The sequence below is a fragment of the Sphingobium abikonense NBRC 16140 genome, from assembly GCF_001598335.1.
Lineage (GTDB): Bacteria > Pseudomonadota > Alphaproteobacteria > Sphingomonadales > Sphingomonadaceae > Sphingobium > Sphingobium abikonense.
The window spans coordinates 289,078-309,906 of the sequence record NZ_BCYT01000005.1; the positions used below are offsets into that span (position 1 = coordinate 289,078).

Consider the following 20,829-nt stretch of genomic DNA (forward strand, 5'->3'; position numbering starts at 1 on the left):
GGCCAGCGCCATGCTGTCGATATGCGCCATCCGATCTTGCGCCAGCGCGCATCCCCGTCTTGAATGTCGGTGATGCATCGTCCACATAGGTTTCAAGTGATGCTTTTTTGCAACAGGTAGATGAATGGCCGATCCCTATTCCATTTTGGGCGTAGCGCGCAGCGCCAGCGAGGCGGAGATCAAATCCGCCTATCGCAAGCTGGCCAAGGAACTGCATCCGGACCGGAACAAGGATAATCCCAAGGCTGCGGAAAAATTCTCCGCCGCGACCAACGCCTATGATCTTCTGTCCGACAAGGACAAACGCGCCCGCTTCGACCGGGGCGAAATCGATGCCGAAGGCAATCCAACGGCGCCCTTCGGCTTTGGCGGTGGCGGGGGCCAAGGCGGTTTTCGCGGCCACCCCGGCGGCCAGTCGGCGCATTTCGATTTTGGCGAAGGCGGCGCCGATTTCGGCGACATTTTTGAAGGCCTGTTTGGCGGCGCTGGCCGCAGGGCAGGCGGCGGCGCGGGTTTCGGCGGCGGCTTTGGCCGGCAGGCGCCACCGCCAAAGGGCGCCAATGTCGCCTATAGGCTCGCCGTCCAGTTCACCGACGCCGCGACGTTGGCGCCCCAAAGGATCACCTTGCAGGACGGCAAGACGATCGACCTCAAATTGCCGGCTGGCGTCGAAACCGGCACGCAGATGCGCCTGTCGGGCAAGGGGCAGGCCGGACCGGGCGGGGCGGGGGACGCGATCGTGACGATCGAGGTCAAGCCGCACCCCTTTTTCACGCGCGACGGCGACAATGTCCTCCTTGACCTGCCCATCACGCTGGATGAGGCCGTCAAGGGCGGCAAGGTCAAGGTGCCGACCGTGGATGGTCCCGTCATGCTGGGCGTTCCGGCGGGCACGTCGTCGGGCAAGACGCTGCGCCTGCGCGGTAAGGGCTTTACCGGCAAGGATGGGCGGCGCGGCGACCAGCTCGTGACGCTCCACATCGACGTGCCGGCTGATGACCCTGCGATCCGCGCGCTGGTGGAGGATTGGCAGGACGCCCGGCCCGTGCGCGCCCATCTGGGCGTGTGAGGCGTTAAGCTCGGCTGATGCCGATGCCGTCTCCTCTGTCGCCCGAATCGCGCCGCCGGTCCGGCCATGGCGCGCGGGCGCGCCTGCACCGCCAGATCGACAGGGTGAGGCCCGGGTCCCATGGTTTCGAAGTGGCCAAGCGGGTGCTCGTTGGCACCTATAGCGATGGCTTCATTCACGCCGGCAACCTTGCCTATCTCTCGCTGCTGACCCTGTTCCCCTTCTTCATCGTCGCGGCTGCGGTGGCGAGCATATTCGGCCGGACGGAGGACGGACTTCAGGCGCTCAATGCCTTTCTGTATACCGTCCCGCGCGGCGTGGCCGATGTCGTGCGCCAGCCGATCAACGATGTTCTAACCGCCCGTTCCGGGCCATTGCTGTGGCTTGGCGGCCTGGTCGGGCTTTGGACGGTAGGAAGCCTTATCGAAACCATCCGCGACATATTGCGCCGTGCTTACGGGACAAAGAGCACCAAGGCGTTCTGGCAATATCGTCTGAGCGCCATCGGCATCACGCTGGTCAGCGTCTTTGCGGTCATGTTCGCCTTTTCGATGCAGGTGATCATCACCGGCATCGACCAGTTCCTGCTGCGTCTCCTTCCCTGGGCCGATGACGCCATTGCCCTGGTCGCGTCGGCCCGACTGGTGCCGATGGCCGTGGTGTGCGTCGCGCTCTGGTCCCTGTTCGTCGCGCTCACCCCTACCGCCTACAAGGACAGGCGGTTTCCCAAATGGCCTGGCGCTGTCGCGACCGCGCTATGGTGGTATGGCACGACCCTGTTGTTGCCGCCCACCTTGGCGCTGCTGGGCGGCTATGGGCGCACCTATGGCAGCCTTGCCGGCGTCATGATCACCCTGATTTTTTTCTTTCTCGTCGGGCTTGGCGTGGTAATTGGCGCGGAATTGAACGCGGCGCTGGCCGAATTTCCCGATGAGGAAACGGACGCGACCGTGCAGGACAAAGGAAACGGAACGACGATATGACAGGCTTGATGGCAGGAAAGCGCGGCCTCATCATGGGGCTGGCCAACGACAAGTCGCTGGCCTGGGGCATCGCCAAGCAATTGCACGCACAGGGCGCGGAACTCGCTTTCTCCTATCAGGGCGATGCCCTGGCCAAGCGCGTAAAGCCGCTGGCCGAGCAGGTCGGCTCCGATTTCCTGATCGATTGCGACGTCACGGACATGGACAAGCTCGACGCGGCCTTCGCGCAGATCGAGCAGCGCTGGGGCAGCCTCGATTTCGTTGTCCACGCCATCGGCTTTTCCGACAAAAATGAACTGCGCGGCCTGTACGTCGACACCAGCCTCGACAATTTCCTGCTGACGATGAACGTGTCGGCCTACAGCTTCGTCGCCGTGACCAAGCGCGCCCGCGCGCTGATGTCCAATGGCGGCAGCATCCTGACGCTGAGCTATTATGGCGCGGAAAAGGTGATCCCGCATTATAACGTCATGGGCGTTGCCAAGGCGGCGCTGGAAACCAGCGTCAAATATCTGGCGATGGACTTGGGGCCGGAAAATATCCGCGTCAACGCCATCTCCGCCGGGCCGATCAAGACGCTCGCGGCCAGCGGCATCGGCGATTTCCGCTATATCCTCAAATGGAACGAGTTAAATTCGCCGCTGCGCCGCAACGTGACGATCGAGGATGTCGGCGGCGCGGGCCTCTACCTCCTCTCCGATCTCGCATCCGGTGTGACCGGCGAAATCCACCATGTCGACGCAGGCTACAACGTCATCGGCATGAAAGCCGAGGACGCGCCGGACATTGCGCTCGATAAATAGGGCGCAGGACATATGAGTCTCAACAGTTTCGGTCGCGTCTTTCGCTTCACAACCTGGGGCGAAAGCCATGGTCCCGCGATCGGCGCTGTGGTGGATGGCTGCCCGCCAGGCCTGGCGCTTACGGAAGCGGACATTCAGCCGTGGCTCGACCTGCGTAAACCCGGCACATCCAAATTCACGACCCAGCGGCGCGAAGCGGATGAAGTGCGCATCCTGTCGGGTGTGTTCGAGGGGCGTACCACCGGCACGCCGATCAGCCTGATGATCGAGAATATTGATCAGCGGTCCAAGGATTATTCGGACGTCGCCAAGTCCTATCGCCCCGGCCATGCCGACTATGCCTATGACGCCAAATATGGCTTTCGCGACTATCGCGGCGGCGGGCGCTCCTCGGCGCGCGAAACGGCGAGCCGGGTCGCGGCGGGCGCTGTGGCGCGGCTGGTCATCCCCGACGTCGATATTTTCGCCTATGTCAGCGAGATTGGCGGCGACGCGATCGACTATGCCAATTTCGATCCGGCACAGATCGAGGAAAATCCGTTCTTCTGCCCCGACCGGCAAACCGCCCAGCGCTGGGAGGCGTTGGTTGACGCGGCTCGCCTCGACGGCTCGTCCCTGGGCGCGGTCGTCGAATGCGTCGCGTCGGGCGTCCCGGCCGGGTGGGGCGCGCCGCTCTATGCCAAGCTGGACAGTGAACTGGCCGCTGCGATGATGAGCATCAACGCCGTCAAAGGGGTGGAGATCGGCGACGGCTTTGCCGCGGCGCGCCTGCGCGGCGAAGACAATGCCGATCCGATGCGGCCTGGGGCTGATGGCCCGACCTTCCTTGCCAACCATGCGGGCGGCATCGCCGGCGGCATTTCGACCGGCCAGCCGATCAAGCTGCGGGTCGCCTTCAAGCCGACCAGTTCCATCCTGATCCCTGTCGATACCGTGACACGCGAGGGCGACGCATCGCAGATCATCACCAAGGGGCGGCATGACCCGTGCGTCGGTATTCGCGGCGTACCCGTGGTGGAAGCCATGATGGCGCTGGTCCTCGCCGATCAGAAGCTGCTTCATCGCGCCCAGTGCGGCGGTGGCGCAGCCGACTGAAGCGCCGAACCGCGCCAATCCTGCGCCGGACGTCCGTTCCATCCGAGACGACTCGCCGCGGTTACGCTACTATGACGATCAACGCCCGCGGGAGGGCGTGCGGCAGAGCGTAAGCCTGGGGAGCGTCACTGCGCGTCAAAGCGTTTTCTTCGGAAAGCGCTATGATGAAAAAGCGTGGATTGACGGTCAAAACGTCCCCTCAACGCCGCGACACGGGCCAGCCATGCAACCATGGCTGGCCCATTTCGTTGACCCGGGCTAAAACGCGGTTCCACGCGTTCCAGGGGGCCAACGCCAGATGCATTTCATGTCCGCGCTCTTGGGCGTCTATCGCGCGGAAATCGGCCTCATCATCCTTGCGCTGATGTTCGTGGAATTCGTGCGCGAACGCTATTCGCCCACGGTCGTCTCGGTACTTGGCGCCTGCGCCTATGCCGCATTGGGATTGCTCGATGAAAAGGGGCTTTTCTCGGTCTTCTCCAACAGCGCGCCGCTGACGATCGGCGCGATGTTCGTGCTTGCCGGCGCACTCATCCGTACCGGCACGATCAACCGGGCGGCGGATTTCGTCATGAAGCGCGCGGAAAAACATCCGCGCCTGGCGATCGTGGAGGTGATGCTGGGCGCGACGGTGGCGTCCGCCTTCCTCAACAATACGCCTGTCGTCGTCGTGCTCATCCCGATCATCTTCAAATTGTCGCAGGTCACGGGCGTCCCGCTCAAGAAACTCATGATGCCGCTCAGCATCGTGGCGGTGCTTGGCGGCTGCATCACGCTAATCGGCACATCGACCAATCTGATCGTCGCGGGCATCGCGGCGGATCAGGGTATGACCCCCTTTGGCATTTTCGACATCGCGCCCTTCGGCATTGCCGGCACCGTCGCCGGGCTGGCGGCGCTTGTCGGCCTGTCCTTCCTGCTGCCCAGCGATCCGCCGGCCATATCGGGCCAGGATGGCGGCAATGCGCAGGATTATCTGACCGAACTGGTGGTGCCCCATGACAGCGAATATATCGGTCGGGAGATCGGCTCGCTGACGCTGTTCGGGCGATCGGCCGCGCTGCTCGGCCTCAAGCGGGCGGGGGAGATACGGCGCGGTGACCTGTCGCAGGAGGAATTGCACGCCGGCGATCGCCTGATCGTGCGCGCCGATGGCACGGCGATCATGACACTGCGGGAATCGGGGCATTTCGAGCTGGGCATCGCCGCCGATTCCGAAACCTCCGGGCGCGAAGGCACGGTGATCGAGGCGATGGTCGCGCCCAGCCATCCCTCAATCGGCGAACGGCTGATGGATATTCCCTTCCTCCACGCCTTGCGCGTGCGGATCATCGGCATCAATCGGGCGCGGCATCTGCCGGGACCCAATCTCGCGGAAGCCCGCATTCGCGGCGCTGACCGCCTGCTGATCGCGGGCAGTGACGACGCGATGCGCTCGCTGCGCGACAATCCCAATCTGATGGGTGTGGACATCAGCCGCACCCGCGCCTTCCGCCGTAACAAGGCGTGGATCGCGATCCTGGCCATGGCGATGGTGATCGCGCTGTCTGCGCTGGATATTGTGGGCATCGGCCTTGCCGCGATCATCGCGGTCGGCGCGATCCTCGCCACCCGCTGCATCGACGCGGAGGAGGCTTGGGGCGCGATCGACGGGGATGTCCTGGTGCTGATCTTCGCCATGCTGGCGGTCGGCGTCGCGCTGGAGCAGGCGGGCAGCGTCACGATGATGGTGGGCTGGATCACGCCGTTGATGCAGGTTGCGCCGCCCTGGGCGCTGATCTTCATCGTCTATTTCGCCGCGCTGATCCTGTCCGAATTGCTCAGCAACAATGCGGTGGCGGCGTTGATGACGCCGATCGTCATCGCCCTCGCGCATCAATTGCAGGTCGACGCACGCCCGCTCGTCATCGCGCTGATGATCGGGGCCTCGGCCTGTTTTGCAACGCCGATCGGGTATCAGACGAATGCGCTGGTCTATGCGGCGGGCGACTATCGCTTCGCCGATTTCGTGCGCATCGGCGTCCCCCTCAATATCATCGTCGGCTTGGCGGTTTGCGGCGCACTGGTGTTGCTGGGCTGAGCGGCCAGTCGGAACCGGCCGGCCCTGCCCAACGGCGCAGCAACCGGCCAGAAGGCCGCGCAACGAAAGGATGCCCCTGATGACCAGCCTGCCCTTCACCCAAGTCGACGCCTTTGCCGATGCGCCCTTTACCGGCAACCCCGCTGCCGTCATGCCGCTCGATACCTGGCTGGACGACGCGACGCTTCAGGCCATCGCGCAGGAAAACAACCTCTCCGAAACCGCCTTCACTATCGCGACGCCGGACGACCCGGACGCCGATTATGCGCTGCGCTGGTTCACGCCGACGCTGGAAGTGAAGCTGTGCGGTCATGCCACGCTGGCGAGCGGCCACGTGCTGATGGAGGGCGATGCGGTCCGCTTCCGCACGCGGCATGCCGGGATTCTCGCCGTGTCGCGGGACGGGCAGGGTTATGCCTTGTCGCTGCCGGCCTGGACCATGACGCCGCGCGATTTGCCCGATCTTGCCGAAGGGCTAGGCGGCGCTCCCATCGAATCGTATTGGCGGGACGGCGGCTACAGCCTCTTTCTCTTCCCTGATGAAGCCGCCGTGCGCGCGCTGACGCCGGATTTCGCAACGCTACGGGGGCAGGGCGACGTCATGCTCATCGCCACCGCGCCCGGCGCGGATAGCGACATCGTCAGTCGCGTGTTCGTGCCTGGCGGCGGCGTGGATGAAGATCCGGTGACTGGCTCGGCCCACTGCCTCCTTACCCCCTTCTGGGCGGAACGGCTGGGCAAGAAGCAGATCAGCGCGGTGCAGGCGTCTGCCCGGGGCGGTCGGCTCGGCTGCGCGCTGGAGGACGACCGAGTCATCCTGACCGGCGCCTGCCGCACCGTGATCGAGGGACGTTTTCTGCTCTAACCCGGAAACAACCCCATCAGTCGCGCCAGTCCCGCGCGCACCGCGCGGCGCTGCTCCTTGCGGGGCGACATGCCGATCCGCACGACGGTCAGCCGCTGCGATGGCGAAATCAGGATATATTGGCCATTATGCCCGACACAGCCGAACAAGCTTTCGGGCGCCTGACCGGGCATCAGCGCGCTTTCGTCGCTGGCGCGGTTGAGCCAGATATGCAGCCCATAGGCCGGATTGCGCCGCGATGGCGTGGTCATCAGATCGATCCATTTTTCCGGCAGTATCTGATGTCCCGCAGGCGTGCGTCCGCGCCGGCGGAGCAATTCGCCAAAGCGCCCATAATCGCGCGCGGTCATGTGCAGGATGCTGCCGCCGATCATCGTGCCATGGGCGTCATATTCAGGCGTCAGGCTGGGCAGCTTGCCCGGCGCCTTCAGCCGCCCGTCGATGAACATCTGCATCGCTCGCCGCCGCACGTCGGGGTCCTCGCTGTTGGTCAGCATCCGCGTCATCAGGTCCGACAGGATCATCGTGCTGCCGGTCGAATAGGCGAAGCTCTCGCCCGGCGCATGAGCCAGCGGCTTGGCTTCGGCATAGGCGGCCATGTCCTGCGCCCCGCCCTGGAACAGCATGCGCACCGTATCGCCCGCCGTGACCGGATCGCCATCCTCGACATGGTCGATGCCCGAACTCATGGTCAGCAATTGCCGCAGCGTGATCCGCCCGCGTGGATCGCCCGGCTGGCTCCAGGCGGGCACGGGCACCGGCGCGTCGAGCGCCAGCCGGCCGTCCGCCACCATCAGTCCAGCCAGCACCCCGGTTACGGTCTTGGCCATCGACCAGGCCAGCAACTTGGTATCAGGGCCAAAACCCGGTGCGTAGCGTTCCGCGACGACCTGACCGTCGCGCATGACGATCAGGGCGCGTGTCTCACCCATGTCCGCATCGTCGAACAGCGGGTCGATCGCGGCGCGCAGCGCACTTTGTCCCGTCACGACATCGGACGCGACGGTATAGACAGGTTCGTCGGTCGGGGCCGCGCGCCCAGCCAGGGATCCGGCGACGACCAGCGCGACGATGCCCGCGGTCAGGCCAAGACGCTTTACGATTCGGCTGTCGATCTGCATAAGCCGGCGCCTTTACAGGCGAGCGCGAGAAAGAGCCATGGCGGTTCGACGGAAATGGTGGATCGGTGCGATGCTGATCGTTCTTATATTTCTTGGCCTGCTTGCCTGGCAGTGGCCGACCTTGCATGCCCGCGCACAACTGGGCGCTGCCTATGGCGCGCGCATCGGCTGCTCCTGCCATTATGTCGAAGGTCGGCCGATGGGACAGTGTGCGGACGACAAGGAGCCCGGCATGGCCTTGGTCAGGTTGACCGACGTGCCGGAACAGCGGGCCGTGCGGGCCAGCGTTCCGCTGCTCGCCACACGCACGGCCCGCTTCAAGCCCGGCTGGGGGTGCCTGCTCGATCGTCGCGATTGACGCGCGAGACTGCGACTGAAATTTGCAGCGTCCATAACCTGCGGAATGGTTGACCCTGTCAGTCGAAGCAGGAAAAGCACCCCACCGTCTGTTGCTGAGGAAATCCGCCCATCATGTCCGTCGCCTATCTGAACGGGACCTACCTGCCGCTCGATGAAGCGCGCATTTCGCCGCTCGACCGTGGCTTCCTCTTTGCCGACGGCATTTACGAGGTGGCGGCGGTCATCGACGGAAAATTGGTGGACAGCGCGTCGCATCTTGCCCGGCTGGAGCGTTCGACCAAGGCGATCGGCATCGACCTGCCGCTTAGCCTGGAAGAGATTGAGGCGGTGCAGAAGCAGCTAGTCGTCCGCAACGGCCTCACCGAAGGGCTGGTCTATCTTCAAGTGACGCGTGGGGCGGACACGACACGCGATTTCATCCCGCCGGTTGGCCTGCAACCCACGATGTTCCTGTTCGTGCAGGCCAAGCCGTTCCTCGACATTCCAGCGGTGCGTGACGGCATCGCCGTCGCCACGGTTCCCGACCTTCGCTGGGCGCGCCGCGATATCAAAAGCGTGGGGCTGCTGGCGCAGGCCATGGCCAAGCAGGCCGCGCGGGAGGCTGGCGCGCAGGAAGCCTGGATGGTGGAGGATGGCTTTGTGACGGAAGGCGCATCCTCCACTGCGTTCATCGTCACTGAGGAGGGCATCGTCACCCGGTCCTACAGCCAGTCGGTGCTGGCGGGCTGCACGGGCGCGGCCATCGGCGCGCTGGCGCAAGAAAACGGCCTTGCGCTGATCCGCCGCTCCTTCACCGTCACCGAAGCCCAACAGGCGAAGGAGGCATTCATCACCAGCGCATCCACCTTGTGCCAGTCTGTGGTGCACATTGACGGAGCCATGATCGGGGATGGCCGGCCCGGGCCGGTCGCCATGCGCCTGCGCGCGCTCTACATAGAATTTGCCCGCGACACGGGGGTCTGACTCTCCCAAATAGATCGAAAATGGATGGATTGTGGCCAGCCGCGCGAAACATGGATCGGATGAAATTGGCACCTATGCTCGGCGGTCTTGTAACAATCTCTCCACTTAATACCCAGATCGGTCCCGAGTCCGGATGAATTGATCCGTTCTTGCTTTATTCTCCAGAACGAAGCTAGAACAGGTGAAGAATCATGACGGACAATTTTTCTAGCCAAGTGCCTTTCAAGGCTGCTGAATTGCCAATCGCAAAGCGCGATGACCGGCAGAGCCTGCTCGTCGTCGCCGACTGGGCCGATATGGAAGAGGTCGCGCCGATTGCGGACGCGGCGAAACTGCGTTTGCTGGGCGTGACCGGCCTCGCCGACGCCTCGGCCAGGCTCGACGAGCAAACGCAGTGCGACACGCTCCTGCTGTTCTGCCCGATCATGACCGCGACGCTGGAACGGCTGCTGGTCCAAGTGGAAACGCAGGCGATCCAGACCGGCATGGCGGTCGTGCTGGTGGCGGGATGGGACACGATAGACCTTGTCTTTGCGTGCATCCGAAGCGCCCATACTCAGCTTTTGTGCGATCCCGACCCGGTGGAACTGGCCGCCGCCCTCGTCACGGCGGGCGACCATCGGCCCCTTTCCGGCAGCGTGCATGAGGTTGATCGCGAAGGCCTGCGCCTTCAGCAACTAAGCGAGGAAGTCGGACGTTTGGCGCGTACGCTCGATGCGCTGACGCAGCGGAACAAGATCGCCGCCGCGCCCAGTTTCGACCTTGGGCCGCGCATTTCCGACCGGCCGAGCGACTATATCGGCATGCCAGTCATTACATCCTTCACGGAGCCTGCCCGCCCCGCCCCGGCGGCCTCTTTGACCGGGCAACAGGTCCGCGACATGCTGCGCGCGCGGCGTATCCGGGCCGATTTCCTGCCCGGCGACCTGTTCGCCGATCCGGCCTGGGACATGCTGCTCGATTTGCTTGCGGCCCGGCTGGAGCAGGAACGCGTATCCGTGTCCAGCCTGTGTATCGCCGCCGCCGTTCCGCCTACGACGGCGTTGCGCTGGATTCGTACGCTGACCGACAAGGGCATGGTGCTGCGGCATGCGGACCCCCAGGACGGCCGCCGCGTGTTCATTTCGCTGGCGGACGACACGGCCGAAGCCATGACGCGCTGGTTCGGCGCCAGCCGACGATTGCTGTGCGGCTGAGGCTTGACCGCCGCACCATTTCGCCGCAATAGGCGCCTTCCCCACGGGGGCGATTAGCTCAGTTGGTAGAGCGTCTCGTTTACACGGTGAGTGTTGGTAGGTCGCTGGGGCGCGGGAAAGCTAGGCTTTCCGCTTTTTCTTTTTCGTTTGGTCGGGACTATGTCGGGACTCGCTCGCTTCGAGCGCGTTGCGGACGTCGTCGTCCAGGACGTGCGCGTAGCGCAGCGTCGTTTCTATCCGGCGGTGCTTGAGCGCTTCCTTGGCGGCTGCGAGCGAGCCGGTGGCGCGCACGATGCGCGTGCCGCGCGTGTGGCGCAGATCATGAATGCGCAGATTGTCGACGCCGGCATCGGCCTTCGCCTGTTCGAAGGGCTTGCGCAGGGCCGTCGCGGTCAAGGGATAGCGCTTGCCGGCGCGGCGGTTGCCCCGGCTTTTCTGGCAGACATAGGTGAAGACGAATGGCTTGCCTTCGTCGTCGTCGGAGTGGGGCTGGCGCGCGATGATCTCGACCAGGGCGGTGGTGAGCGGACGCACGACAAAATCTCCACCCTTGATCCGGGTAATGGCCTGTTTGCGCGGCAGGTTGACGTCGGCCCAGCCCAGGCCGAGCACTTCGCCCCGCCGCCATCCTGACTTGAGCAGGAAATCGACCGCGTCCGACACATCGTTCCGCAGCGCCAGGAACAGCTTTTTCTCTTCGGTATCCTCGAGCTCGCGCGGGGGCTTGCGGGGCACCTTCAGGAAGAGGCGACCCCATTTGGGCATCGCCCCGATGTCATAGTCGCTGTCATCGGCGTGGCGCCAGATCGCGCGGGCGTTTTCAATCTCGCGATTGACGCTGGCATTGGCGCGGCCGTCGCGGCGTTTGGCGAAATAGACCTGAAGATCGCGCTGAGAGATTTCGGACAGGAGCTTGCCCGCCCCGAGCCCTTCGACCAGGGCCGCGATCATGTAGCGCATGGTCCGCCAGCTGGGCGCGCGCTCGACATGTTCCTGGTAGAGGCCGGCGGCCTCATTCACGGTGATGGCCTGGCGCTGCTGATCGGGAAGGGCAGCGCGATGGCGCACGCGGCGCTCGAATTCCTCCGCTAGGCGCTTGGTGGTGCAGCCCGTCGAGCCGTAGTGGCGCCGGCCCTGGAACTGGAAATCATAGAGATAGTGGGGTTTGCCCTTTGGCTTGTAGACAGTCACGCATTCACCGGCCGGCATTGCGCTCCGTAAAGGGGATGATGACATGTTCGCCGGCGCGGCGCTGAACGGACGTCCTGCGAGTAGGCGGGGCTGGAGCGCATGCGGGTGTCACCTGCCGGAGTTGCTCGACATATGATTCGAGGTCCGCGACAGTGTAGCGAACCGCCCGACCAATCAAGATATAGTGAAGCTGCCCCGCCTGGCGCGCCTTACGCAGGGTCTTCGCGCACAGGCGCATCCGCGCCGCCGCTTCGTCTTCTGTCAAAAGGATAGCGTGATCGGTCATGCCGCCCGTTTCTGTGCACGGGAGCCGCGGAGCTGGCGGTGAAAGGCGAGATAATCGTCAATCCCATGGAAGAGACCGGGCCAGCCCGCCTGTTCGGAACGATACCAGTCGCGCAATTCCTCGATCCGCCCGCGCCGATGGTGAAGGTCCAATATGGTTTCAACCGCGTCGCCATGGCGATCGCGCAGGCGGGCGATGTCGGCCCCCTCGACACAGTCGCGGCGCACCGCTTCGACCGATCCCCTGATCTCCTTCGCCAGAGCGGCGTTGTGGCGCTGAATCGCTTCAGTGAGCACGGCGATCTTGTCATCGATCGACGCAGCATCATCCTTTGCCCCTTCACCCATAAGGGCGAAGCGCCAGTCGGCGACGATCGCCTGCCATGTGCGGATTTCCGACGCCGCGGCCTTTTCCTCCAGGCGGCCAGATGCGACCAGCGCGGGATATTGGCGCAGGCGGCGATCAAGGGCGGCTTGAGCTTCTGAAAGGAGCGGCATGAAGCGGTTAGCGACGGAGTCATTCACTTGCCCCTCCATCAAATGGCAGGAGCGGCTGATCGCTATCAAATGAGTTCACGCCCGCCGACAAATGCCGAAACACGATGCAGCGCCGGATCGCCCCATCACGGGAATTAACATTCTTGGCGGCCATGAAACGCGGATTGTCGCTTAGCCGTAAAAGATCGAGCAAGCGGGTGCGCTGGAGCGGCATGCCCCTATCAGCAAGGAACGGAAGCAATTCGGTTGGGTGAAGGGCGATCTCACCAGCGTCGGCATTGCGGCTGTGATTGGCGAGGGTTTCGGTGTCGAGCGCGGGCCGAATGATCGCCCATAGCCGGCGCATATCCGCCATGTCGGCGCTAGAGGCCCGCCCGAACGCCTCGATCGGCGGGCAGGGATCGCCCAGCGCCTCGCAATAGGCAGCGATCGTGCGCCAGTGAATTTCCTTCGCCCCTTCCGATTGGGCAGCAGCGATGGCGCGAACCGCTTTTTCGCGGCGATCAAGCAAGATGAACCTGTTGGGCGCATTTGCGGCGGCGAGGTTGAAGCTGCCTTCCCTAGCCAGCTTCGGCAGAAGGGTGCCCGTGACCCATTTGCGGAATGCAACCGCTTCGGGGCGGCGTGATTTGAGGATCGCGTGATAGACGCCGCTCTCCGAAATGATCGTTAGCGGACGTTCGACCAAGCGACCGCCCTCCAACCTACTCACACTGTGAGTACGTTGCTCCTCTTTATCGAGGTTTCGGAGCATGTTGGCTGCGTCGCGATAGCCCAAGATTTTCGATACATCGCCAGCGACGAACCATATCTCTCCATCAATGATGACGGTGCGGACCTGATCAGCGTGGAAAAGGAAGATGCTAAGCGCGCTCATGCTGGTTTCCTTTCGCGGCGGGCTGGGTGGCGGGTGCGGGCATCGGCCATGATGCGCTGTCCGTGGCGCGCGAAGGTGAAGAGGAGCGGCGCGACATGATGCGGCTCAATCTCCGCGCCGGTCTGGTCGGGCGGGGTGTCAGCGACGATGGCGCAGACTTCCATCGCGCGGAACAGCATGCGCAGTTCCAGTTCGGCGTCTTCGGACAAAGCGATGTGGGTGTTCTTGTCGGGATCAAACAGGCGCGACACAGTCGCGCCAGAAGCTGCATAGCTCATGGTCAGAGTCCTTTCGCACGGACCCGACCAGCAGCTTCCAATCTGGTGGCCGGGCAACACCGGGTTGGAAGACCGGCGGACCCTGCGGGACCGGCAGGCACGAAGGCCTCCCGATGCGCCCGACCATAGAAAAACGCGCCCGGAAATCTCCCTAAGCGCGCCTGATCGGCAGAGTCCGTTGCGGCTTCCAAACCGCACCTCCGCCGTATTTGCGAAGGCGAGGCGGAAGCTGCGCTCGCCATATCGAATTGTCAAGATCATGTTGTCTCCCCTCACAGCCAGCCAGCACTGACGCCGCCCAAGGTGGCGTCGATCGTCGGGCGGGTGGGTTTGAAGGTGGGGACCAGGCGCGCGCCGGCGGCGATCATCGCGAGTTGTTCCTCAAGCGAGCGAGCGCGGCGGCGCGTGGGGCGCGCGGGGGCGGCATCATTGGTCGGGGCGCTATCCATCAAGCGTCCCCCTTTTCGCCGTGCCAATGATATCGAGATGGCGGCGTGGCGTTGACGCGGTGGCGGGCGAGCATCTGGAGAGCGCCGTCATTGTCGTCGAGCGATTGGGCCAGATCGAGGGCACGTCGGGGGCTGTAGCCCTGGAGCATCAGCGCGCGGCAGAATTCGTCGCGGTCAGCCTGGAGGACGGGGACGGGGCGCGCGGCGCTGGCGAATTCGAGCAATTCAAATTGGGTCATGACCGGCCCTTTCGCGCATGAAGGGCGGCCCGCAGTTCGAGATTGTCGCGCTGGAGCCGCTGGAGCGTGGTGCGATAGGCGGTGTTGCTGCGGATCAGGGCGCGGACGTCTTCGGCGCGGCCGAGTTCGCCCAGCCCGGCGAGGTGGTCAGCCGCCTGTCTGGCGAGATTTACGGTGCGAACGGCACGTTCCGTCATGGGAGCAACCTTTCGATCAGGGCATCGGCCGCGAGGCAGAGCCAGTGGAGCAGGGGGAAGGCGAAGAGCCACAGGGCCGCGAGACCGACGCAGCCGGCAAAGCGGGCGGCGGGATGGGCCGTGCAGGCGCGGAGATCGACGCCGGGCATGTCAGGACAGCGGCCGCGTGGGGCGGGTGCGCCGGTAAAGGGGACTGCGCGTCCGACCGACGCCCGCATAGCCGTCCTTGTGCCAGCCCAGATCCTGCATGATGCGGACCAGATGGCTGTTGTCGCTGTACCGGGGGATGCAGTCATGGGTGGCGGCGGTGGCGAGCGCGATGCCCAGATCGCGAAGCGCGACGGCATCGACGTTCCGAAGCAAGGCGGCGGCGTAGAGCGCGATGCGCGCGGTGGCGCGTTCCGCCCGGGTGATGACAGCCGATTTGGGGGGCATGGTGGACGGGCGAAGCGGGGTGACATTCATGTGCTGGATCCTTTCGGCAAGATCAGTCCTGTTCGCCCAGCAGGCGCTGGTGATTGGCGAATGCCTGTTGCGCGGTGACGGGCGGGAAGCCCCGGCCGAGGCGATTGGCGCGGGCAGACAGGCGGCGGCTTTCGGAGGCGAGATTGTCGGCCAGGAGCCGGCCCCCTTCCTTTTGTAGGGCGCGCCAGGCGGGGCGGTCGCCAGACCGGTAGGCGGCGATCAGCGCCAGCGTCAGGCGGCGCGGCAGGACGGCAAAGCAGCGGGCGCAGACGCGCTGCCAGCGGAAACGGTTGCGGGTGCAGCCGGTGACGTCGCAGCGATGCTTAGCCATGGTGCCGCCCCTTCGTGCCGGTGCAGTCAGGGCAGATCGCGCCGCCGGCGACGGCCATCCATGTTTCGGGCAAGGCGCCATCGGGCGAATGATTTTCGACTTGGCAGCGGGCGCAGATGACGGTGCGGGTATGCGGCGATGTGAGCGGCGCGCGCTGATCGCGCGCCGCAATGCGGTGCTTGGTCACAGGACATTCTCCGGGTTTTGAGGGTTTTCGAAAACCCAGCAGCGCACCACCTGCCCTGCGGGGTTGTTCACATTTTCGCTGGCGCCCAGGAATTTGCGGGACTTGGATCCGCGCAGCAGTTTCTTGAGCTTGTCGATGTCAGGCGGGATGATGCCCGCATTGCGGCAGCGGGATTCGAATTCGACCAGGCGAATGGCGATCTTGCCCGGATCGCGATGCTGGTTGATGGACTTGCCTTCGTCGTGATCGGTCAGCTTTTCGCGATCGAGCAGGAATTCCACCTGTTCCCAGAAGCGCGCGACCAGGGGATGGTCGCCGCCGCAGGATTGCTGGCGGTCCAGCGCCATGCCGTCGACCAGCTGCAGGGTTTCGGCGATCCATTCGGGACGGATGGACGGGAAGAGGTGCGGCAGCGCCTCGACAGCGGCGGCGAGCTGCGAATGCGTCTTGATCGGGCGACTGTTGACCAGGCCGGGCACGCGGCGCGGCATGTCGCGATCATGGGCGGCGAAGCGGTCGAAGAAGAAGGGTAGGAATTTGGCTTCGTTGCGGACGACATGGACGACGGTGCCCGAGACTTCCTCCATCGGCCAGGTTTCGAGGCGAATGGCGGCGTCCTTGGTCGCTTCGGACCAGCGCGCCTTGTCGATCGCCATCGACATGAGGCGTTCGAGCACGGCTGGGTGCGCGTCGATCCGTTCATTCTGCATGAGGTAGATCGCGCCCAGGAAAGGCGGTTCCGACGTTTCATAGCCGCCGGATTTCTGGCCCAGGCCGCGCGGGGAGCGACCGCCATAGAGGACCAGCAATTCATTATAGTCGAACTGGCGCGTGCCGGTGCGCTTGTCATCGTCGCGGCCGCCCTCGATCAGGCCGACGGGCAGGTTCGCGACCTTGAGCAGGCTGCGCGCAATAAAGGCGGGTGTGCCCTTGTTGGGATCGAAGCCTTCGTATCCGGAACGCCCCGCCAGCTTCCACATGAATTCGACCAGGGTGGATTTGCCCGAGCCCGGCGGCCCGGTCAGTTCCAGGAAACCAAGCGATTTATGTTTTTCGCGGATCTGGACCGCGAAAAAGCTCATGACGAAGAAAGCAAGCGTGATCAGCCCCTTGGGGCCGTAAGCGGTCCAGACGTCATCGACCCATGCAAAGGCGATGCGATCGGGATCATATTGGATATCGAGCAGGCGTTCGGCGCTGCGCAGCTTCACCGCCTGCTGGCCGAAATCGAAATAATTTTCGCTGTTGAGCTTTTCGATGCGTCCTTCCCGCACAGCGAAGTCGCCAAAGAGCCAGGCGCGGTGCGGGGCGGAATAGCCAGTGAAGGGGATGGGCTCGACCACCTTGAGCTTGCGCGTCTGGTTGCGCATCAGGCGGTCCAGCTGTTCGCCCGAGCCGCTCCACATGCCGGCGAAGTCCATCAGCCGCTTCTTGAATTCGCCCGAGCTGGCGCAGGCAGCGGCGCTGAAGCGCGCCTTTTCCGTGCCCTGATCCGGGAAGTCGATCTGGAGGAAATAATTGGTTTCGTCGGCGATCGCGTCGCGTTCGCGGTAGAGCATGCGGAAGGCGCAGTTGGCGATTTCCTCGACGATCAGTTCATGTTGTTCGTCCTTCCAGGTGCTGCGGCACCACCACAGGCGATTGCCATGGCGGAAATCGAAGCTGGCCAGCGCCTTCTTCTCAAAGATCAGGCGCGCCTTTTCGCGGGGCTTTTTCGCGAGGGTGACGTCGCCGTTCCAGCAATAGTCGGCGATCATTTCGGGCGACAGGGGGGCCTTGTCCCGATCGCCCTTCCACTGTTGATGGCGAAGCAGGAGGTCGTTCCAGTCGAGGGTGGTGCCCTCCCCATCGGGGCGGACCTGGGCAGCGCTGGCGGGCCAGCCTTCATCGGCCGCGCGGTCGACGAACTTGCGGGTCCATTTAACGCCGGCGGCACCGGGATCGAAGGCGAAGACGAGTTCGGGCCTGGTCGGCCGCTTGATGACGCGCAGGGCATCGTTCAACTGGGCGAGGAAATGTTCGGGCCAGTAGTTGCAGGACATGGCCGACACGGCCAGCAGGCCCGCGCCCTGGAACAGCGCCTGGGCGTTGAAGATCCCTTCGGTGATGAAGATGCGATCGGCCTGGGCGCAATCCTGTATGGTGACATGCGGGGGCATCCAGACATGGCCGCCGGGCTTGCCGCCCTTCTTAAAATGCGCCTTTTTCCCGAAGCGACCGGGGCGGTCGATGATCCGTTCCCACCAGGTGTCACCGATCGGGAAGCGCACGGTCGCCGCCGACTGGTTGGTTTCGGGATCGTGATAGACTTCCTGGCTATAGGCGCCGCGCAGATATTGGAGGTCGAAGCCGCGTTCGTGCAGCAGATAGGCGTCGGCAGCGGCAGTCGGATTGACGTCGGTCGTAGGGAAGCGGCGCGACCAATCCTCGAACAAGTCGGGCAGGAGGTTGCGGACGCTGTCTTCATAGCCGCAGCGCTCTTCGCGCGAGCAGCGCACGATCTTGGGATTTTTGGCCGAACAATAGAGTTCCCACTGTTTGCAGTCGGGGCATTGCCCTTCCTGCATCCATTCACCCTTTGGCTTTCGAAAGCGGAAGCGGTCCTGCAGGGATTTGAGGATCTGGGCTTCGAGGTTCACCGGGACGCGCCCCCCGTAACAAGGCGGAGGGTCGGCGCCGCGCGCGGGGCGCGGATGGGATAAGGGCCGGTATAAGGGCGGGCGGGGCCGCGCGCAGGATCCGCGCAGGCCCCGCAGAGACGGACGAAGCCGCGATCATTCTGGAAGGCGTCGAACAGGGTGCGATAGCGGCCGCCGCATCCGTCGCAGGCAGGCATATGGCGCAAGTCAGTAGGCAAAGCGTCCCCCTCGGCCGCAACGCGGCCGTCAGTCAGTTCTGGTTTTCGGTGCGATTGCCGGCGGTCAGCCGGGGTCGAACATCGTCATCTGGTCCGGATCATCCGGTGCGTCGCGGGTGGGCGGCATGACATGCGGCACCTGGTCGCGCGGGCAGACGGGCAAATCCAGATCGGGCCGGTCGATCAGGCCGGGATTGTAGGAGTGGCGAAACACCAGTTCGAGCCCGAAGGTATGGGCGCAGCCGGTGTTGGTGCAGTGGGCGTCGATATGCTTGACCCGTTCGGTCACACGGACACTGCGGCGAATGAAACAGGGCGCATCGCATTTGGGGCAGGTGATGAGCGCGTTATGCTTGGCGCGCTCGCCGCCCGAGCTGGTGCGGAATTGCAGCGGCGCCTCGATCAGCGGCCGCGGGGGATGACGGTTCATGCTCATGGCTGATCCCCCTTTTCGCGGCGATCCAAGGCGGCGAGGCCGCTGGTCAGGATTTCTATCGCCTCCTCCACTTCTTTGCGGGTGCGGCGGACGGTGCGATGGTCGCTGCATGCGCTTGCGCTTATGAGGGCAGCGATGGCTTCGCCTGTTTCCTTGGCCGCAGCCGCAGCAAGGACTGACAAACACAGATCAGGCCCCTCGCGTGATGCCATGTCGATCCGCAAGGCATGCAGGCGGTGAAACGGCGCGTGATCGCCGCCGTGGTCGAGAAAGGCCCGATCAAGGCGTTCCGCGTCGATCATGCGAATTTCCGTTTCGCAATCAGGGTCCGACCAAAGCCGCACGGTGCGATCGGAGCGCACCCCGCAAATGGCCGCGCAGCGATCCCAACCGATCAGGGCGGCGACCTTTGTGAGAGTGTATTGATAAGTCAAAGGTTCGCGGATCTTGGTCATAGAGCGACCCCCTTCGAAACTTGCTGACGTTTGAAGGAGACGGCGGCTTTCCGACTATCTAGCCCGCTATTGCGGGCTCCAACCCGCCGATCGGCCCCATGAAAGCGCACCGGGGCAGGTGGCATATCAACAGGGTAAATGTCGGGCCGAAGCCAATGCCGGGAAACGCCAGACGCCGCTTCGACGCGCAGGACATATTCGGGAGGAATACGCTTTGAGCTTTGGACCCATTTCCAAACTGCCGTCGGAGAGACGCCGCAAATGCGGGCCAGCTCCGACTGAGAGCCGAGGCTGTCCAGCGCCAACTGCAGCGCTTCATAGGGGGTGAATGTTTCAACCATGGTTGATGATTTAACTAAAGTTGATGGCGGTATCAACAATAAAAGTTGCATCGCTCAATTTTACCAAGGTTGTAATGATCGCCCTATGTTCCGGCGCGATCGACTAGTGGCCCTGATGGCTGAAAAAGGCATGACGCAAAGCGAACTGGCGCGCCGCGTGGGCGTGTCAGCCACGGCTATCTGGAAAATGATGAATGAACCCGCGCAGGGATCGAAGCATACGCACAAAATTGCGCGCGAGCTGGAGACGTCGGCCGAATATCTGATGGGTGAGACCGATGACGGGTCGACGTCGCGGCAGCTGGTCGCGGCACCGGTAGGCGGGGAAGAACCCAACAGCGATATCGTCGAGATCGACAGCATCGACCTGAAATTCGGCATGGGCGCCAGCTTTCTCGACACCGATCATGTCGACGTGGAAAAGGTCAAGTTTTCGGCCAGCTGGATCCGGCAGTTCACTAACGCTTCGCCCGACATGCTGTGCACCACGAAGGGCATCGGCGATTCGATGATGCCGACTATCCATGACCAGGACATCGTCATCATCGACCGGTCGCAGACGCGGCCCGAAATGGGAGACATGATCTGGGCAGTGGTCTATTCGGGATGGGGGATGATCAAGCGGCTGCGCGCATTGCCAGATGGGCGTATTCGCATCAGTTCCGACAATCAGCTGGTGCGCGACGAATATGCGGCTGACGGGGAATTGTTCGTCGTGGGGCGCGTGATCGCGGCGGTGAAGAGCCTTTGATGATCAGCGACCGGCTTCCTGCAATGTCGCTGCAGATCAAGGGGCTGGGCTTTCCCAATCGCGACGGGTCCGACAGGCGTTTCGAGGCGCTGTTGTGCCATCCAGGCGATCCGGTGGAGCTGCAGCTCGAACCGAAAAACAAGCATGATCCGCTGGCAATCGGGATATTCTCGGAGCGGGGCGTGCAGCTGGGCTATGTATCGGCGGAGCGGTGCGGCCGCATCGGGCAGCTGATCCGGCAAGGGCGCGAGGTGCAGGCGATCTTTCAGGGGCAAACTGATAAGGGCGCATGGATCCGCGTAGCGTTTGATGGGGAAGCGCCTGTAGTGCCGGAGGCACGATCGGAATCGCCTCATAGCAGTGCGGCATTGCTGCAGTCGCCATCGCCTGACTTCTATCCGGATGAGGAATGGCCAGATGGCTAGGGCGCTTTAAAATTCGAAAGGTCTGAAAACGA

The 20,829-nt window shown here is 63.8% G+C and carries 28 protein-coding genes; 11 read left to right on the forward strand and 17 right to left on the reverse strand.

Annotated elements, in window-relative coordinates; genetic code table 11:
- The first annotated feature begins 124 nt into the window (after window positions 1-124).
- The 6 genes from SAB01S_RS08535 (at window position 125) to SAB01S_RS08560 (ending at window position 6,895) form a co-directional block, all read left to right on the forward strand.
- Window positions 125-1,069, forward strand: a complete 945-nt coding sequence (locus tag SAB01S_RS08535) for a DnaJ C-terminal domain-containing protein (protein WP_062732608.1) — start codon at window positions 125-127, stop codon at window positions 1,067-1,069.
- Between the two features lie 17 nt (window positions 1,070-1,086).
- A complete protein-coding gene (locus SAB01S_RS08540; RefSeq protein WP_062732609.1) occupies window positions 1,087-2,052 on the forward strand; it encodes a YihY/virulence factor BrkB family protein in 966 nt (321 codons plus the stop codon).
- A complete protein-coding gene (fabI, locus tag SAB01S_RS08545) occupies window positions 2,049-2,855 on the forward strand; it encodes an enoyl-ACP reductase FabI (RefSeq protein ID WP_062732610.1) in 807 nt (268 codons plus the stop codon). The genes SAB01S_RS08540 and fabI overlap by 4 nt, the downstream gene beginning before the upstream one ends.
- A 12-nt stretch (window positions 2,856-2,867) precedes the next feature.
- Entirely contained in the window at window positions 2,868-3,950 is a 1,083-nt protein-coding gene (gene aroC / locus SAB01S_RS08550) for a chorismate synthase (RefSeq protein WP_062732611.1), read from the forward strand.
- A 298-nt stretch (window positions 3,951-4,248) separates the two neighbouring features.
- Complete coding sequence (locus SAB01S_RS08555; protein ID WP_062732612.1) at window positions 4,249-6,030, forward strand: SLC13 family permease; 1,782 nt, start codon at window positions 4,249-4,251, stop codon at window positions 6,028-6,030.
- A 79-nt stretch (window positions 6,031-6,109) separates the two neighbouring features.
- Window positions 6,110-6,895 (forward strand): PhzF family phenazine biosynthesis protein, encoded by a 786-nt coding sequence (locus SAB01S_RS08560; RefSeq protein WP_062732613.1) that lies wholly within the window; start codon window positions 6,110-6,112, stop codon window positions 6,893-6,895.
- Here SAB01S_RS08560 and SAB01S_RS08565 read toward each other — a convergent pair.
- Window positions 6,892-8,016 (reverse strand): serine hydrolase domain-containing protein, encoded by a 1,125-nt coding sequence (locus SAB01S_RS08565; protein ID WP_062732614.1) that lies wholly within the window; start codon window positions 8,014-8,016, stop codon window positions 6,892-6,894. The two genes, SAB01S_RS08560 and SAB01S_RS08565, sit on opposite strands and share 4 nt — an antisense overlap.
- Before the next feature lie 37 nt (window positions 8,017-8,053).
- Here SAB01S_RS08565 and SAB01S_RS08570 point away from each other — a divergent pair, with 37 nt between their 5' ends.
- The 3 genes from SAB01S_RS08570 to SAB01S_RS08580 all read left to right on the forward strand — a co-directional run bounded on the left by SAB01S_RS08570 (window position 8,054) and on the right by SAB01S_RS08580 (window position 10,535).
- The gene (locus tag SAB01S_RS08570) at window positions 8,054-8,374 is read left to right on the forward strand and encodes a hypothetical protein (protein ID WP_062732615.1); all 321 of its coding nucleotides are present in this window, start codon (window positions 8,054-8,056) and stop codon (window positions 8,372-8,374) included.
- A gap of 113 nt (window positions 8,375-8,487) precedes the next feature.
- On the forward strand, window positions 8,488-9,339 hold the full coding sequence (locus tag SAB01S_RS08575; protein WP_062732616.1) for a D-amino-acid transaminase: 852 nt from the start codon (window positions 8,488-8,490) through the stop codon (window positions 9,337-9,339).
- Window positions 9,340-9,530: 191 nt separating this feature from the next.
- The gene (locus SAB01S_RS08580) at window positions 9,531-10,535 is read left to right on the forward strand and encodes a helix-turn-helix domain-containing protein (RefSeq protein ID WP_062732617.1); all 1,005 of its coding nucleotides are present in this window, start codon (window positions 9,531-9,533) and stop codon (window positions 10,533-10,535) included.
- A 120-nt stretch (window positions 10,536-10,655) separates the two neighbouring features.
- Here SAB01S_RS08580 and SAB01S_RS08585 read toward each other — a convergent pair whose 3' ends face one another.
- From SAB01S_RS08585 to SAB01S_RS18060, 16 genes are all read right to left on the reverse strand, one after another.
- The gene (locus SAB01S_RS08585; RefSeq protein WP_245646428.1) at window positions 10,656-11,744 is read right to left on the reverse strand and encodes a tyrosine-type recombinase/integrase; all 1,089 of its coding nucleotides are present in this window, start codon (window positions 11,742-11,744) and stop codon (window positions 10,656-10,658) included.
- Entirely contained in the window at window positions 11,731-12,012 is a 282-nt protein-coding gene (locus tag SAB01S_RS19020; protein WP_083951235.1) for a helix-turn-helix domain-containing protein, read from the reverse strand. The genes SAB01S_RS08585 and SAB01S_RS19020 overlap by 14 nt, the downstream gene beginning before the upstream one ends.
- A complete protein-coding gene (locus SAB01S_RS08595) occupies window positions 12,009-12,536 on the reverse strand; it encodes a hypothetical protein (protein ID WP_157078298.1) in 528 nt (175 codons plus the stop codon). The genes SAB01S_RS19020 and SAB01S_RS08595 overlap by 4 nt, the downstream gene beginning before the upstream one ends.
- Entirely contained in the window at window positions 12,529-13,386 is an 858-nt protein-coding gene (locus tag SAB01S_RS08600; protein WP_062732620.1) for a BRO-N domain-containing protein, read from the reverse strand. Before SAB01S_RS08600 ends, SAB01S_RS08595 begins: the two co-directional genes overlap by 8 nt.
- Window positions 13,383-13,664, reverse strand: a complete 282-nt coding sequence (locus SAB01S_RS08605) for a hypothetical protein (protein ID WP_157078299.1) — start codon at window positions 13,662-13,664, stop codon at window positions 13,383-13,385. The genes SAB01S_RS08600 and SAB01S_RS08605 overlap by 4 nt, the downstream gene beginning before the upstream one ends.
- A gap of 272 nt (window positions 13,665-13,936) precedes the next feature.
- Window positions 13,937-14,113, reverse strand: a complete 177-nt coding sequence (locus tag SAB01S_RS18430) for a hypothetical protein (RefSeq protein WP_157078300.1) — start codon at window positions 14,111-14,113, stop codon at window positions 13,937-13,939.
- On the reverse strand, window positions 14,113-14,352 hold the full coding sequence (locus tag SAB01S_RS08610) for a hypothetical protein (protein WP_062732622.1): 240 nt from the start codon (window positions 14,350-14,352) through the stop codon (window positions 14,113-14,115). Before SAB01S_RS08610 ends, SAB01S_RS18430 begins: the two co-directional genes overlap by 1 nt.
- A complete protein-coding gene (locus SAB01S_RS08615; RefSeq protein WP_062732623.1) occupies window positions 14,349-14,549 on the reverse strand; it encodes a hypothetical protein in 201 nt (66 codons plus the stop codon). Before SAB01S_RS08615 ends, SAB01S_RS08610 begins: the two co-directional genes overlap by 4 nt.
- Window positions 14,546-14,698, reverse strand: coding sequence for a hypothetical protein (locus SAB01S_RS18435; protein WP_157078301.1), 153 nt, complete (start codon window positions 14,696-14,698; stop codon window positions 14,546-14,548). The genes SAB01S_RS08615 and SAB01S_RS18435 overlap by 4 nt, the downstream gene beginning before the upstream one ends.
- Before the next feature lies 1 nt (window position 14,699).
- Complete coding sequence (locus SAB01S_RS08620; RefSeq protein WP_062732624.1) at window positions 14,700-15,014, reverse strand: hypothetical protein; 315 nt, start codon at window positions 15,012-15,014, stop codon at window positions 14,700-14,702.
- A 22-nt stretch (window positions 15,015-15,036) separates the two neighbouring features.
- Entirely contained in the window at window positions 15,037-15,345 is a 309-nt protein-coding gene (locus SAB01S_RS08625) for a hypothetical protein (RefSeq protein WP_062732625.1), read from the reverse strand.
- Window positions 15,338-15,532, reverse strand: coding sequence for a hypothetical protein (locus SAB01S_RS08630; protein ID WP_062732626.1), 195 nt, complete (start codon window positions 15,530-15,532; stop codon window positions 15,338-15,340). Before SAB01S_RS08630 ends, SAB01S_RS08625 begins: the two co-directional genes overlap by 8 nt.
- The gene (locus SAB01S_RS08635; RefSeq protein WP_062732627.1) at window positions 15,529-18,171 is read right to left on the reverse strand and encodes a toprim domain-containing protein; all 2,643 of its coding nucleotides are present in this window, start codon (window positions 18,169-18,171) and stop codon (window positions 15,529-15,531) included. Before SAB01S_RS08635 ends, SAB01S_RS08630 begins: the two co-directional genes overlap by 4 nt.
- 282 nt (window positions 18,172-18,453) lie before the next feature.
- Window positions 18,454-18,825: an ogr/Delta-like zinc finger family protein gene (locus SAB01S_RS08645; protein WP_169802554.1), complete on the reverse strand. Its 372-nt coding sequence runs from the start codon at window positions 18,823-18,825 to the stop codon at window positions 18,454-18,456.
- The gene (locus SAB01S_RS18615; RefSeq protein ID WP_062732630.1) at window positions 18,822-19,280 is read right to left on the reverse strand and encodes a hypothetical protein; all 459 of its coding nucleotides are present in this window, start codon (window positions 19,278-19,280) and stop codon (window positions 18,822-18,824) included. Before SAB01S_RS18615 ends, SAB01S_RS08645 begins: the two co-directional genes overlap by 4 nt.
- Entirely contained in the window at window positions 19,277-19,672 is a 396-nt protein-coding gene (locus tag SAB01S_RS18060) for a transcriptional regulator (protein ID WP_369405239.1), read from the reverse strand. Before SAB01S_RS18060 ends, SAB01S_RS18615 begins: the two co-directional genes overlap by 4 nt.
- 34 nt (window positions 19,673-19,706) lie before the next feature.
- On the opposite strand from SAB01S_RS18060, the gene SAB01S_RS08655 reads away from it, so the two are divergent.
- On the forward strand, window positions 19,707-20,372 hold the full coding sequence (locus tag SAB01S_RS08655) for an XRE family transcriptional regulator (RefSeq protein ID WP_062732631.1): 666 nt from the start codon (window positions 19,707-19,709) through the stop codon (window positions 20,370-20,372).
- A complete protein-coding gene (locus SAB01S_RS08660; RefSeq protein WP_062732632.1) occupies window positions 20,372-20,797 on the forward strand; it encodes an HIRAN domain-containing protein in 426 nt (141 codons plus the stop codon). Before SAB01S_RS08655 ends, SAB01S_RS08660 begins: the two co-directional genes overlap by 1 nt.
- Window positions 20,798-20,829 lie beyond the last annotated feature (32 nt).

Excerpts from the sequence above, each read along its gene's own strand:
- SAB01S_RS08555 (WP_062732612.1), top strand. The coding sequence starts at position 4,249 with ATGCATTTCATGTCCGCGCTCTTGGGCGTCTATCGCGCGGAAATCGGC.
- SAB01S_RS18060 (WP_369405239.1), bottom strand. The coding sequence starts at position 19,672 with ATGCAACTTTTATTGTTGATACCGCCATCAACTTTAGTTAAATCATCA.
- SAB01S_RS08580 (WP_062732617.1), top strand. The coding sequence starts at position 9,531 with ATGACGGACAATTTTTCTAGCCAAGTGCCTTTCAAGGCTGCTGAATTG.
- SAB01S_RS08570 (WP_062732615.1), top strand. The coding sequence starts at position 8,054 with ATGGCGGTTCGACGGAAATGGTGGATCGGTGCGATGCTGATCGTTCTT.
- SAB01S_RS08620 (WP_062732624.1), bottom strand. The coding sequence starts at position 15,014 with ATGAATGTCACCCCGCTTCGCCCGTCCACCATGCCCCCCAAATCGGCT.
- SAB01S_RS08610 (WP_062732622.1), bottom strand. The coding sequence starts at position 14,352 with ATGACCCAATTTGAATTGCTCGAATTCGCCAGCGCCGCGCGCCCCGTC.
- SAB01S_RS08645 (WP_169802554.1), bottom strand. The coding sequence starts at position 18,825 with ATGAGCATGAACCGTCATCCCCCGCGGCCGCTGATCGAGGCGCCGCTG.
- SAB01S_RS08615 (WP_062732623.1), bottom strand. The coding sequence starts at position 14,549 with ATGACGGAACGTGCCGTTCGCACCGTAAATCTCGCCAGACAGGCGGCT.
- SAB01S_RS19020 (WP_083951235.1), bottom strand. The coding sequence starts at position 12,012 with ATGACCGATCACGCTATCCTTTTGACAGAAGACGAAGCGGCGGCGCGG.
- SAB01S_RS08625 (WP_062732625.1), bottom strand. The coding sequence starts at position 15,345 with ATGGCTAAGCATCGCTGCGACGTCACCGGCTGCACCCGCAACCGTTTC.
- SAB01S_RS08600 (WP_062732620.1), bottom strand. The coding sequence starts at position 13,386 with ATGAGCGCGCTTAGCATCTTCCTTTTCCACGCTGATCAGGTCCGCACC.
- SAB01S_RS08585 (WP_245646428.1), bottom strand. The coding sequence starts at position 11,744 with ATGCCGGCCGGTGAATGCGTGACTGTCTACAAGCCAAAGGGCAAACCC.
- fabI (WP_062732610.1), top strand. The coding sequence starts at position 2,049 with ATGACAGGCTTGATGGCAGGAAAGCGCGGCCTCATCATGGGGCTGGCC.
- SAB01S_RS18435 (WP_157078301.1), bottom strand. The coding sequence starts at position 14,698 with ATGCCCGGCGTCGATCTCCGCGCCTGCACGGCCCATCCCGCCGCCCGC.
- SAB01S_RS08605 (WP_157078299.1), bottom strand. The coding sequence starts at position 13,664 with ATGAGCTATGCAGCTTCTGGCGCGACTGTGTCGCGCCTGTTTGATCCC.
- SAB01S_RS08565 (WP_062732614.1), bottom strand. The coding sequence starts at position 8,016 with ATGCAGATCGACAGCCGAATCGTAAAGCGTCTTGGCCTGACCGCGGGC.
- SAB01S_RS08655 (WP_062732631.1), top strand. The coding sequence starts at position 19,707 with ATGTTCCGGCGCGATCGACTAGTGGCCCTGATGGCTGAAAAAGGCATG.
- SAB01S_RS08540 (WP_062732609.1), top strand. The coding sequence starts at position 1,087 with ATGCCGATGCCGTCTCCTCTGTCGCCCGAATCGCGCCGCCGGTCCGGC.
- SAB01S_RS18430 (WP_157078300.1), bottom strand. The coding sequence starts at position 14,113 with ATGGATAGCGCCCCGACCAATGATGCCGCCCCCGCGCGCCCCACGCGC.
- aroC (WP_062732611.1), top strand. The coding sequence starts at position 2,868 with ATGAGTCTCAACAGTTTCGGTCGCGTCTTTCGCTTCACAACCTGGGGC.
- SAB01S_RS08560 (WP_062732613.1), top strand. The coding sequence starts at position 6,110 with ATGACCAGCCTGCCCTTCACCCAAGTCGACGCCTTTGCCGATGCGCCC.
- SAB01S_RS08660 (WP_062732632.1), top strand. The coding sequence starts at position 20,372 with ATGATCAGCGACCGGCTTCCTGCAATGTCGCTGCAGATCAAGGGGCTG.
- SAB01S_RS18615 (WP_062732630.1), bottom strand. The coding sequence starts at position 19,280 with ATGACCAAGATCCGCGAACCTTTGACTTATCAATACACTCTCACAAAG.
- SAB01S_RS08535 (WP_062732608.1), top strand. The coding sequence starts at position 125 with ATGGCCGATCCCTATTCCATTTTGGGCGTAGCGCGCAGCGCCAGCGAG.
- SAB01S_RS08575 (WP_062732616.1), top strand. The coding sequence starts at position 8,488 with ATGTCCGTCGCCTATCTGAACGGGACCTACCTGCCGCTCGATGAAGCG.